Here is an 11,643-nt window from a genome sequence, read left to right on the forward strand (position 1 = left end):
TAGAAAAACGCAGGCGATGGCTCAAGACATCGCTCTCATCATCGGAAGCCGCATGTGGAATGTTCTGGCTATCAAAATGCGGGGGAGTCAGTCTGTTGGTCCACAGCATCCCCGATAAGATGGGGGGAGTGGACAAGGTGACCAAGGGTATCGATTCGTCCGAGTGGGCACAGACATTCTGGGGTTGATGTGGAAATGAAAACCGTTCTCTCCAGAGGGAGAGTCCTACAAACTGAAGCCAGTACTATCATTCGCAGTGACAGTAAGGAAGGGTAACGCGATTTTTTGGATAACCGAGGTCCTTAGCGTGTGCTTCCCGTTTATGGATCTTAGCTTTTTTGCTTTTTGCTTCATAAAATAAGGGAGTGTTGTTCATGACACTCCCTAACTCATTCATTTTTCAGCAAGTGTAAGAATGATTCACCGTTCTGTGTTTTTTCGGCACCGAAATATTGAACAGCTGTAGCTCCCACATCCGACATGGTTTTGCGATGTCCGATGGTACGCGAAAGCAGGCCTTTTTTGTATACCAAAATGGGCACTTTTTCCCGTGTATGATTGCTGTGGCCGATGGTCGGATCGTTTCCGTGGTCAGCCATCACGATCAGGATATCATCTTCGGTCAATTCTTCCATTAACTTTCCTAGATAATGATCAGATACTTGTAAGCGGTCGACATATCGATCCACATCTTCGGCATGACCAGCAAGATCTGTTTCTTGAATATTTAAGCAAATAAAACCATGGTGCATGGCACGCACTTGTTCAATGGTTTTCTCATTGTGCCATCACGATTTTGTACGATATCCGCCACTTTGCCCAGCAGAACTACTGGGATGCCTTGTTTGCCGAGGATCGTGGGTACCTGTACCCTAGGATCAATTCCATATCCCAAGTGAATGACTTGATACCCCTTGTTGTACACTCCTGATTGAGGTGTGTCAATGCCAGTGTATCCCGCGATTTCTTTCCGGGCTGCCAGCACGTCCCCGATCGTGACATCATTGCCACCGAAAGCAATGACACGAGAGACTTTCACCACATTTCGGACTACATTGCCGATCGATGTGATTTCTTCAAAATCAATCCTATCCAAACATCCCGTGATATTATAAACCTGTCCGGGATCTGCCTCCAAGTTATCTCCAACGGTCACGCAGTTGTTGACCACCAGGATTTGAAGATTGCCTCCGACATACTCAATCTCATATCCTTGCTTTTTCAAGGCAATAAACACTTGATCAATCACTTCGTTAAAAGGCTGAATCAGCGGCTTTTTGGGAGGGGTTCCCATTATTTCTTGATGACCGAAAAAGGTATCGCCGCCAAAATGCATCAAATCGGAACTGCCGTAAACAGCTCTCTCAGAAAAGCGCATGTTGCCCACTTCTTTACCGAGCGCGTTCATGATTCCCAATTTCTCTAAATTCGGCAAGTATATATCTGTCCGGGCTTCAAGAATATGTTTACATGTATTGGCACCAACATCTTGCGGACGGACTTCGGGAACGTCATCCATATACCCGATTCCCAAGCTATCCAGAACGACAATGATAAATCTTCCCACGTGATCACCTGCTTATCTCTTTACCTAAGCTGTCATAGATCCCGACAAGTTCCGGTTTTCCGCTGGATAAGCCCTTCACCACAGCCACATCGCTGCGAGTGACAAACACTTGCGTACGAAAAGCCATGATCACTGTATCACCAATGGTTAGATTTTGATCTAAGCCTATATAGTAGTCAATGCTGTGTGATCTGTCGTTGCAACCAGTGGGATGAAGCTGATCGCACGAGCCAATGAAGTCATGATGGCAGCTGAAAGGTTCCCTTGTTTTACTAAGTTCAACGAAATAGGGTCACCGGCCATCAAAGGTGACCGGGTGGCCCTCTTTCTGCAAAACTGTCCTCAATACATCATCTGTCATTATGGCGTTCAAAAGATTGGGGCGATCGTGGGACCCTGCAGCCCGATGTTCAAAGAATGGGAGCTGGAGTACGAGGTCAACGACCTCGGTGCCAAGGTCATCGTAACTTTGGACTCCTTGTACCCGGTGGTCGCAGCGATCCGGGAGAAAACTTCTCTGGAACGGGTGGTCGTCACCCGCTACGCTGATTTTCTGCCCGAACGGCCCGTTCTGGCATTTCCGGAGCCGGTCGGCGGTCGAGAACGGTTACCCGAGACCGACGATCTGGCGGAGATTCTGCGTACCTACCCCGCTTCGGCGCCCGAAGTAGAAGTAAGCATGGGAGACGTCTCCCTCATCGTCTATACATCCGGCACGACGGGCCTCCCGAAGGGAGCGATGCTCACCTACCGGAACGCCCAGTTTAAGACGGACTGTCTCACCCGGACCTTCGGTTATCAGCAGGAGGACGTGTCCCTCGCCGTCATGCCGATTTTCCACATCGCCGGGATGCTCAATGGCGTCAATGTACCGATCTACACCGGGGGAACCACCGTCCTGATGACCCGCTACACCCCCGAAGCCCTCATGGAGGTCGTCGAACGCTACCGGGTGAACGTAATGTATACTATCGTGCCGATGAATGTGGCGATTATGAACCATCCTCGAGCCCGAACCGTGGATTGGTCCTCCCTGCGGCTGAACCCGTGCACCAGTTTCGGCATCCAATTGACGAAGGAAATTTCCGATCAATGGCAGCAATTGACTGGTGTTCCTCTTTTTGAAGCAGCATACGGACTCAGCGAAACTCATACAGTGGATGCCATCATGCCGCCGGACCGTATCAAATACGGTACAACGGGAAAACCGACCTTCGAAACGGAAATCAAAATTCTCTCTCTGGAAGAACCAAGGCGGGAATTGCCTCCGGGTGAAGAGGGTGAAATCGTCGTCAAAAACCCTGGGGTGTTTAAGGGATACTTCAACAAGCCGGAGGCGACAGCGGAGACTCTCCGGGACGGATGGGTGTATACCGGAGACATCGGAAAACTTGACGAGGAAGGGTATCTCTATTTTCTGGGACGTGTGAAGGAAATGATCAAGTGTTCGGGTTACAGCGTGTTCCCTGAGGAAGTGGAACAGTGGATCGTGCGCCATCCGGCTGTGGCTCAAGTGGCGGTTATCGGCGTCCCGGACCCCGTTCGGGGCGAATCAGTCAAGGCGTTTATCGTGCTTAAGCCGGAGTACAAAGGAAAAGTGACGGAAGAGGACATCATATCCTGGAGTCGGTTTACAAATACCCCCGTCTCGTCGAGTTTCGTGACTCCCTTCCCGTCACAGGTACTGGAAAAATGTTGCGAAGGGTATTGAAAGAACAAAATGGCTAATCCGTCGCTTCGCGTTGACATGTATGGGCGTATGAACGACCCAAGTCTAACGTGCCCTTTTGGCCGAAGCTTGCCCCGACGGGGACGTTGTCTATTTGACTGTGGGCGGTGACGTGACAGGCACAGTTCTGACGTAGATCAACGGCCTCACCCTAATCTGCTGACAAGTTGCCTTGTACAAGCTTGAAAGTACCAACGTCGGTCCCGGTATTTCGGCCACATGGCCGCCAATAGTTTAAACCAAGCAGATTAGCTCCATAGATTTCTTCACCGTTTTCTACTCTCACTATCTATCACACGGATCAAGGGCAACCCTGTTGTTCTCCGCTGTAAGTGTTGATGTTTGTAAACACTATCTGTTTCCATTAGAAACACTTGATGGAAACACAGCACTGTCCTTAACCGCTCGGTTTTCCTGTCCCACCATTGATGGGACGCTTTTTTGTGTATATTTGACACAATTTTCTGTTCGCACTGCCTTGGTACGCTGTAAATAGACTGGCATTCATCTTGCTTATATATTTGGGTGAACGACCATGTGAGTCCCCACATCTATTTTTCAAACCTCTTCCTTTTTTCTGACGGGTGAAGGAGTGGATGGCTGCCTTTAAAGATCCGCGAACTTCCCTGTCGGAAGCGGAAAGATTCTCTGGCGGAGCTGCAGGATCGGTAAACCATGGAAGAAAGGGATGGAGACTTATGGACTTCGCGTATTCCGATCGGGTGAAGGAGTATCAAGAACGGTTGCTTCGCTTTATGGAGGAGGTGGTGTACCCGGCAGAACGGATCTATGTGGAACAGCTGCGGGAGAGCCCCACGCGGTGGGTCGTCCCGCCGGTGATGGAGGAGATGAAGGCGAAGGCAAAGGAGGCCGGACTGTGGAACCTGTTTCTGCCGGAGAGCGACAAAGGGGCGGGTTTAAAAAACCTGGAGTACGCCCCTCTGTGCGAGATCATGGGCCGCTCCCCCATCGCCCCCGAGGTGTTTAACTGCTCCGCCCCGGACACGGGCAACATGGAGGTCTTGGAGCGCTATGGGACCGAGGAGCAGAAGGAGAAGTGGCTCATCCCCCTGTTAAACGGGGAGATCCGTTCGTGCTTTTCCATGACGGAGCCAGATGTGGCCTCTTCAGATGCCACCAACATCCAGACCACCATCCGGCGTGACGGAGACGAGTATGTGATCAACGGGCGAAAGTGGTGGTCCTCCGGTGCCGGCGACCCCCGGTGCAAAGTGGCCATCGTGATGGGCAAGAGCAATCCTGATGCGCCCAAGCACCAACAGCATTCCATGATCATCGTCCCCCTGGACACCCCGGGAGTGCGCATCGAGCGGATGTTGCCGGTGTTTGGTTACGATGACGCCCCCCACGGACATGCGGAGATCACTTATGACAACGTGCGCGTGCCGGCCTCCAACATCATCTGGGGTGAAGGCAAGGGGTTTGCCATCGCCCAGGGTCGCTTGGGGCCAGGGCGGATCCACCACTGCATGCGTCTGATCGGGGCAGCGGAGCGCGCCTTGGAACTGATGGTTCGCCGCGTCAAAGAGCGGGTGGCATTCGGCAAGCCCTTGTCAGAGCAAGGGGTGATTCGGGAGTGGATCGCCGATTCCCGGATCGAGATTGAACAAGCCCGCCTGTTGACGCTGAAAGCAGCGTATATGATGGATACTGTGGGCAACAAAGTGGCGAAAAAGGAGATCGCCATGATCAAAGTAGTCGCTCCCAACATGGCCCTCAAGGTCATCGATCGTGCCATTCAAGCCTTCGGTGCAGCCGGTGTCAGTGAAGATTTTCCCCTCGCCTTCATGTGGGCCAATGCCCGCACCCTGCGTTTGGCCGACGGGCCCGATGAGGTGCACCGCCGGGCCATAGCCCGCCTGGAGCTCAGTGGCGAGTGAAGAGGACACATTCCTAAAAAGGAGAGGGTTGAATATGGCAAATGTAGTGAACACCGTTCGTGGGCCGATTGTGGCGGAGGAATTGGGCAAAACCTTGATCCATGAGCATTTTGTCTTCGGTTATCCCGGATTTGACGGCGATGTGACCTTAGGGGGATTCGACAGGGAGGCAGCCCTGCAGACGGGGATCGAGGTGGCCGAAAAGGCGAAAGCCCACGGTGTGAAGACGATCGTGGATGCCACTCCCAACGACTGTGGCCGGAACCCCGAATTATTAAAGGAGATTTCCGAGCGGACGGGGGTGAACATCGTCTGTTCCACCGGGTACTACTACGAAGGCGAGGGAGCACCCAACTACTTTAAGTTCCGCAGTTTGCTGTCAGATGTGGAGCAGGAAATCTACGAGATGTTCATCAAGGAGATCACCGAGGGGATCGGTAAAACCGGCATCAAGGCTGGCGTGATCAAACTGGCCTCCAGCAAGAACGCCATCACAGATTACGAGAAGATGTTCTTCCGGGCAGCAGCCAAAGCGCAACGGGAGACAGGGGTACCCATCATCACCCACACCCAGGAAGGGACCATGGGACCGGAGCAAGCGGAGTACCTCGTTGCCGAAGGGGCGGATCCCAGCCGTATCCTCATCGGCCACATGGACGGGAACACCGATGTAAGCTACCACATCCGCGTGCTGCAGACGGGCTGTTCTGTCGGCTTTGACCGCATGGGCATCCAGGGATTTGTTGGGATGCCAATGGATTCAGAGAAGCTCGTTGTCCTGTTGGGGCTGATCAATGCAGGCTACGAGAAGCAGATTTTCCTTTCCCATGACACGGTGAACGTCTGGTTGGGCCGTCCCCCGGTCTGGCCGGAGCAGTTGGCAAAATTGATTGAAAATTGGAATATCACCCACGTATTTGACAACATCATTCCACAGCTGAAGGAAAAAGGGGTCACCGAGGAGCAGATCGATCAGATTATGGTAAAAAACCCGGCGCGGATGTTCGGCATCCACACCAAGGTGGAAGTATAGCCGAAACATTCTGCTCCTTTATCCATTCGGGGGCACCCTTTCTATACCAATGCAGAAAACGGAGGATAACCGATGCGATTAAAGGAAAAAGTGGCGATCGTCACCGGCGGGGCAAAGGGAATCGGTCGCGCTGCCGCCAAAGAGCTGGCCCGTGAGGGGACCAAGGTGGTCGTGGCGGATCTCGACCAGGCAAACGGGGAGCGGACGGTGGCCGAGATTGAAGCGGAAGGGGGAATTGCCCGCTTCTTCCAGACAGACATTTCTCAATATGACAGCGTTACGGCGTTGGTTGAGGATACTCTCCGCCATTTCGGCAAGTTGGACATCATGTTCAACAACGCCGGTATCGTCAACCGGCGTGCGTCCCTTTTGGATCTACCGGTGGAGGAATATCACCGTACAGTGGACGTCAATCAGCACGGGGTTTTCTATGGGATCAAAGCGGCGGGAAAGGCTATGAAGGAAAACGGGGGAGTCATTATCAACACCGCTTCCATTTACGGCTTTATCGCCGACCGTAAACATTTTCCCTACCATGCAAGCAAGAGCGCTGTCGTGATGATGACCAAAGTGGCTGCCCTGGAGCTGGCACCCTACAACATCCGCGTCGTAGCCATCGCTCCGGGACTGGTGGATACGGAGATTGTTCAGCCGTGGAAACAACGCTCCGAAGTTTGGCAGGCGGTGGAAAAAGCGCAAATGCGCGGAAGGGCGGCAAACCCTGTGGAAGTGGCCAAAGTGGTGGCTTTTCTCGCCAGTGATGACGCTTCCTTTGTCAACGGATCCGTCATGTTTGTGGATGACGGGGCGGCCGCCTTTAAACGCTGAAAACAGGAGGGATCCACATGTCTTCTCCTAACGCGGACAAACCCTGGCTTGCGTCTTATGCGCCTTACGTTCCTCAGGAGCTGCCTCTGCCGAAATTGAGTATGATCCGTTATTTCGAAGAGTCGGTGAAGCGGTATCCTGACCGGGCCGCCGTCCATTATTTCGATCACTCCATCTCCTATCAGGAGCTGGATGACATGGCGGAGGCCTTCGCCGTTCTCCTGGCGGAGAAGGGGGTGGGCAAAGGGGACCGGGTGGCTGTCTATATGCAGAACAACCCCCAGTTTCTCATCGCCCAGTACGGCACCTGGAAGCGCGGCGCGATCATGGTTCCTCTCAATCCGATGTTCAAGGAAAAGGAGCTGGAGTACCACTTAAACGACTCCGGCGCAAAGGTTCTGATCTGTCTGGAGTCCCTCTACGCAACGGTGGCCAAGGAAGTGTTGCCGATGACTAAGGTGGAACACGTGGTCACCACTAATGAGGCTGACCTGCTCCCGGAGGGAATGAAGGAGTCCGTCAGCCTTCTCAATGACTCTGATAAGCAGCGGTTTGCTGAAACCATCGATATGATGGAAGCGGTGCAAAAGAGGTTGAATCAGCAAGCCCCTCAGGAGGAGGTCACTCCAGAGGACATCGCCTACTTGGTGTACACCTCCGGCACCACGGGACTTCCTAAGGGGGCAAAAAGCCTGCATAAGAACATCGCTTTTAACGCTGAGGTATATCGCACCTGGATGCAGCTGGGGGACGAGGACTGCGTGTTGGGTGTGGCACCCCTGTTTCACATCACCGGCATCGTGGGCCATATTGCCGTGGCAACCCTTGCTGGAATTCCCCTGGTGCTGTTCCATCGTTTTGACGTTAAGGAGATGCTGCGGCTCGTCGAAAAGTGGCGGCCCACCTTCACTGTCGGCTCCATCACTGTCTACATCGCCCTGATGAACCATCCCGATGCTGAAAAGTGCGATCTCTCCTCTTTGAAAAAATGCTACAGCGGTGGTGCTCCCATCGCCCCCAGTATCACCGATCAGTTTATGGAGAAGTTTGGCATTTATATCCACAACATTTACGGACTCACGGAGAGCAACTCCCCCACCCACGCCGTGCCCTTCGGTGCTCGGGCGCCGGTAGATCCGGATAGCGGAGCCTTGTCGGTGGGCATTCCCGTCCCCAACTGCGAAGCGAAGCTAGTGGATCTAGCAGACCCCTCCAAGGAGGTCGCCCCCGGGGAGAAAGGAGAATTTGCCGTTCGAGGCCCGATGATCATCGCCGGTTACTGGAACAAGCCCAATGAGACGGAAAAAGCCTTCCACGACCGCTGGTTCCTCACCGGAGACGTGGTCAAGATGGATGAAAAGGGCTGGTTTTACGTTGTCGACCGGAAAAAGGACATGATTATCGTCTCCGGTTTCAAGGTGTGGCCTCGGGATGTGGAGGACGTCCTGTATCAGCATCCCGCTGTGAAGGAGGCGGCGGTGGTCGGCGTACCCCACCCGTACCGAGGGGAGACGGTAAGAGCTTATGTTTCTCTTAAGGAAGGGTTTGAGGTGACGGAAGAGGAGCTGATCCAATTCTGTAAGGAGCGGATGGCGGATTACAAGTACCCTCGGGAGATCCTCTTCCTGAAGGAATTGCCCAAGACGGCTACGGGCAAATTCCTTCGCCGGCAGCTCAGGGACCAGGCGAGGAAGGAAGCTTTGAAGCAGCAAAATGCGTAACAGGAGCTGAATACCATTGGCGAAAAAGATGCGTGTTTGGCTGAAAAAAGAAGAAATCGATGCCGCCAAGCTGACGGGGGCAACGGCTGTCGTCATGGATGTCCTCCTGGCGACAACGACGCTCCTTACCATCATCGAGGCTGGCGCCCGCAGGATCCTGCCGGCTGGCAGCCTGGAGGAGGCACGTCAGTTGGCGGATGAGCTAGTCTCCCCTCTTCTCCTAACTGGAGGAGAGGAGGGGGGCGTCATGGTCGATGGATTCGATTGTGGCCCTTTCCCCGATGAATATCCCGCGGAAAAAGTGAAAGGAAAAGATGTTGTCTTTCTCACCACTAACGGCACTCGGGCGATTCACCGGGCAAAAACGGCTGACGAGCTGTTGATCGCCTGCCTGCGCAACGCGCCGGCGGTGGCCCATTACCTGCAGGAAGTGGAGACGGAATACGTCTGGCTGATCTGTGCCGGCTCCCAGGAGCGAGTTTCCCTGGAGGATACCTTGTGCGCCGCCGTCATCTTGGCGGAGATGGACCTCACTGGATGGGATCTGGACGATGCCAGCTTGGTACTGCAGCAATTGGGCGTCAGCCACCGGGGAGACATCCCTTCCCTTTTGAGGAAGGGGCGAGTAGGCCGGTGGTTTGAACGAGAAGGGCTGACCCATGTCATTCGCTATACGGCAGAGGTAGGGGCCAGCAGTACCTTGGTCACCTTACAAGACGGGTTGCTTGTACCGCTACAGAACAAAGTGGATTGGAGGGAGGCACATGGAAAATAAGACAATTCCCGTTCGGGAAGGGGAAGAGTTTGACCAGGAAAAGGTGGCCCGTTTCTTAAGGGAACACATCGACGGCTTGGCGGATGTTCCCATGGAGGTGCGGCAGTATCCCACCGGAGCTTCCAACCTGACCTATTTCATCCGGATTGGGGAGTGGGAGGCGGTGCTGCGCCGCCCCCCCTTGGGCCCATTACCGCCTAAGGCTCACGACATGGAACGGGAGGCAATGCTCCTGGAGAAGCTCCATCCCGTTTTCCCTCTGGCACCGAAGCCCTATGTGATTTGCCGGGATCCTTCCGTCTTGGGTGCAGTCTTCTATGTCATGGAGAACAGACGGGGTGTCGTCATCGATGATGACTTCCCTCCAGGGGTGAAGCCGACACCGGATCTCTGCCGACGGATTTCCGAGGCGATGGTGGACACCTTGGTGAAGCTCCATGACATCGACTGGCGGGAAGCGGGGTTAGCTTCCATGGGCCGCCCCACGGGATTTTTAGAGCGGCAAGTAAAGGGATGGATCACACGGTATGACAAGGCAAAGACCGACGAGATCCCGGAAGTGGAGCCCCTCGTCCGCTGGCTATCTGAAAACGTACCTGAGAGCCCCGAGCCGACGGTAATCCACAACGATTACAAGCTGAACAACGTGATGTGGGATCCGGAGGATGTGGCCAAGCCTGTGGCGGTGCTGGATTGGGAGATGACCACCATCGGCGATCCCCTCTTTGACCTGGCTGTGGCTTTAGGTTACTGGGCACAGCCAGATGATCCCGAGGAGCTGATCCATGTACTGCCCACGGTGACGACCTACCCCGGCTTTATCTCCCGGGAGGAATTTATTGAGCGATACGCCCAAAAGAGCGGCCGCGACCTCTCTTCCATGCACTTTTACATGACCTTCGCCTATTTCAAATTGGCAGTAATCCTGCAGCAGATCTACGCCCGTTGGAAAAGGGGGCAGACGAAGGATGAGCGGTTTGCCTCCTTCGGAGAGCGGGTGCGCCATCTAATCAGACACGCTGATGGCTTGGTTCGGGCAGGAAAACTGTAGACCAGGAAATGCCAATCAGTGTAGGCCATAAAAAATAAGGCTGAAAGGAGTATGATCCATGTTTGAGACGATCCTTTTTGAGAAAGAGGATGCGCTGGCAACGATCACGCTAAACCGTCCCCAGGCGCTGAATGCCTTTGACGAGCAGATGCATGAAGAGGTCTATCAAGCGGTGAACTTGGCAGCCGAGGATGCCGATGTACGCTGTATCCTACTAATGGGGAGCGGCCGGGGGTTCAGCGCCGGCGCCGACATCAAAGTGATCAGGGAGGCAACCGGGGAAGTGGATCTCGGGGAGTATCTCAGGAAGACCTACAACCGTCTCTTGCTCAGGATCCAGGAAATTGAAAAGCCCTTTGTCGCCGCCCTTCACGGCCCAGTTTACGGGGCGGGTTTGGGAGTCGCTCTCGCCTGCGACTTCCGCATTGCCGCCACCAGTTCCAAATACTGTATGGCCTTTATTAACATCGGCTTGGTTCCCGATGCCGGTACCTCCTTCTTCCTTCCACGGGTGATCGGTTTGGCTCGGGCGATGGAGATGACCATGACTGGGGAGCCGGTGGGTGCTGAGGAGGCGTATCGTATCGGGTTGGTCAACAAAGTGGTGGTGGAGGAGGATCTGGTCAATGAGGCGAAAGCCTTCGCTCGGCGCTTGACCCAAGCCCCCTCCAAGGCCCTTGGCTTGAGCAAGAAGATGTTGTGGCAAAGTTTTGAAAGCGACCTGGCCACTGCTCTGAACCGGGAAGCCGAGTTCCAGGCGGTTTGCGGCAGGTCAGCGGATCACAAGGAAGCAATCGCCGCTTTCTTCGAGAAACGGAAGCCCAATTTTATTGGTAAGTGAGGAGGAATCAAATGCGTCTGAAGGACCGCGTCGCTTTTATTACGGGGGCCGGCCGGGGAATCGGCAAAGCGATCGCTCGGCGCTTCGCCCAAGAAGGAGCCAAGGTGTGCTTGACGGATATCGATGAGGCAGGGGTGCACGCCTCTGCTGAAGAGCTGGAAAAGGAGGGGCTAACAGTCTTTGCCACCCGGGTGGAC

Annotated in this window: 14 protein-coding genes; 10 read left to right on the forward strand and 4 right to left on the reverse strand. The window is 54.3% G+C overall.

Translation table 11 applies throughout. The features are described 5' to 3' along the window. Nucleotides 1–188 (forward strand): hypothetical protein (locus NWF35_RS00810; RefSeq protein ID WP_301237214.1); only part of this gene is annotated, 188 nt, incomplete at its 5' end. A gap of 201 nt (nucleotides 189–389) precedes the next feature. On the opposite strand, the gene NWF35_RS00815 is transcribed toward NWF35_RS00810, so the two are convergent. Genes NWF35_RS00815 through NWF35_RS00830 form a run of 4 tightly spaced genes read right to left on the reverse strand, consistent with a single transcriptional unit; the run spans nucleotide 390 to nucleotide 1,873 of the window. After that, the gene (locus NWF35_RS00815; RefSeq protein ID WP_301237215.1) at nucleotides 390–752 is read right to left on the reverse strand and encodes an alkaline phosphatase family protein; all 363 of its coding nucleotides are present in this window, start codon (nucleotides 750–752) and stop codon (nucleotides 390–392) included. Beyond that, nucleotides 728–1,519 (reverse strand): phosphopentomutase, encoded by a 792-nt coding sequence (locus NWF35_RS00820; protein ID WP_301237216.1) that lies wholly within the window; start codon nucleotides 1,517–1,519, stop codon nucleotides 728–730. Before NWF35_RS00820 ends, NWF35_RS00815 begins: the two co-directional genes overlap by 25 nt. A gap of 52 nt (nucleotides 1,520–1,571) precedes the next feature. Next, nucleotides 1,572–1,748 carry a hypothetical protein gene (locus NWF35_RS00825; protein ID WP_435873794.1) on the reverse strand — a complete coding sequence of 59 codons (177 nt, stop codon included), beginning with the start codon at nucleotides 1,746–1,748 and terminating at the stop codon, nucleotides 1,572–1,574. Further along, the gene (locus NWF35_RS00830) at nucleotides 1,733–1,873 is read right to left on the reverse strand and encodes a YhfT family protein (protein WP_301237218.1); all 141 of its coding nucleotides are present in this window, start codon (nucleotides 1,871–1,873) and stop codon (nucleotides 1,733–1,735) included. Before NWF35_RS00830 ends, NWF35_RS00825 begins: the two co-directional genes overlap by 16 nt. On the opposite strand from NWF35_RS00830, the gene NWF35_RS00835 reads away from it, so the two are divergent. The 9 genes from NWF35_RS00835 to NWF35_RS00875 form a co-directional block, all read left to right on the forward strand. Continuing rightward, the gene (locus NWF35_RS00835) at nucleotides 1,812–3,278 is read left to right on the forward strand and encodes an AMP-binding protein (RefSeq protein WP_301237219.1); all 1,467 of its coding nucleotides are present in this window, start codon (nucleotides 1,812–1,814) and stop codon (nucleotides 3,276–3,278) included. The two genes, NWF35_RS00830 and NWF35_RS00835, sit on opposite strands and share 62 nt — an antisense overlap. A 716-nt stretch (nucleotides 3,279–3,994) precedes the next feature. After that, entirely contained in the window at nucleotides 3,995–5,197 is a 1,203-nt protein-coding gene (locus NWF35_RS00840) for an acyl-CoA dehydrogenase (RefSeq protein ID WP_301237220.1), read from the forward strand. Nucleotides 5,198–5,231: 34 nt separating this feature from the next. Then, nucleotides 5,232–6,230 (forward strand): phosphotriesterase family protein, encoded by a 999-nt coding sequence (locus NWF35_RS00845; protein ID WP_301237221.1) that lies wholly within the window; start codon nucleotides 5,232–5,234, stop codon nucleotides 6,228–6,230. A 72-nt stretch (nucleotides 6,231–6,302) separates the two neighbouring features. After that, the gene (locus NWF35_RS00850; RefSeq protein ID WP_301237222.1) at nucleotides 6,303–7,058 is read left to right on the forward strand and encodes an SDR family NAD(P)-dependent oxidoreductase; all 756 of its coding nucleotides are present in this window, start codon (nucleotides 6,303–6,305) and stop codon (nucleotides 7,056–7,058) included. Nucleotides 7,059–7,075: 17 nt separating this feature from the next. Next, nucleotides 7,076–8,779 carry a long-chain-fatty-acid--CoA ligase gene (locus NWF35_RS00855; protein WP_301237223.1) on the forward strand — a complete coding sequence of 568 codons (1,704 nt, stop codon included), beginning with the start codon at nucleotides 7,076–7,078 and terminating at the stop codon, nucleotides 8,777–8,779. 16 nt (nucleotides 8,780–8,795) lie between these two features. Continuing rightward, nucleotides 8,796–9,554, forward strand: coding sequence for a 2-phosphosulfolactate phosphatase (locus NWF35_RS00860; RefSeq protein ID WP_301237224.1), 759 nt, complete (start codon nucleotides 8,796–8,798; stop codon nucleotides 9,552–9,554). After that, on the forward strand, nucleotides 9,544–10,605 hold the full coding sequence (locus NWF35_RS00865) for a phosphotransferase family protein (protein ID WP_301237225.1): 1,062 nt from the start codon (nucleotides 9,544–9,546) through the stop codon (nucleotides 10,603–10,605). The genes NWF35_RS00860 and NWF35_RS00865 overlap by 11 nt, the downstream gene beginning before the upstream one ends. A gap of 58 nt (nucleotides 10,606–10,663) precedes the next feature. Beyond that, nucleotides 10,664–11,446, forward strand: coding sequence for an enoyl-CoA hydratase/isomerase family protein (locus NWF35_RS00870; protein ID WP_301237226.1), 783 nt, complete (start codon nucleotides 10,664–10,666; stop codon nucleotides 11,444–11,446). A gap of 11 nt (nucleotides 11,447–11,457) precedes the next feature. Continuing rightward, on the forward strand, nucleotides 11,458–11,643 hold a 186-nt coding region (locus tag NWF35_RS00875), incomplete at its 3' end, for an SDR family NAD(P)-dependent oxidoreductase (RefSeq protein WP_301237227.1).

The organism is Polycladomyces subterraneus, from assembly GCF_030433435.1.
In the GTDB taxonomy this organism is placed as follows: Bacteria; Bacillota; Bacilli; order Thermoactinomycetales; family JIR-001; genus Polycladomyces; species Polycladomyces subterraneus.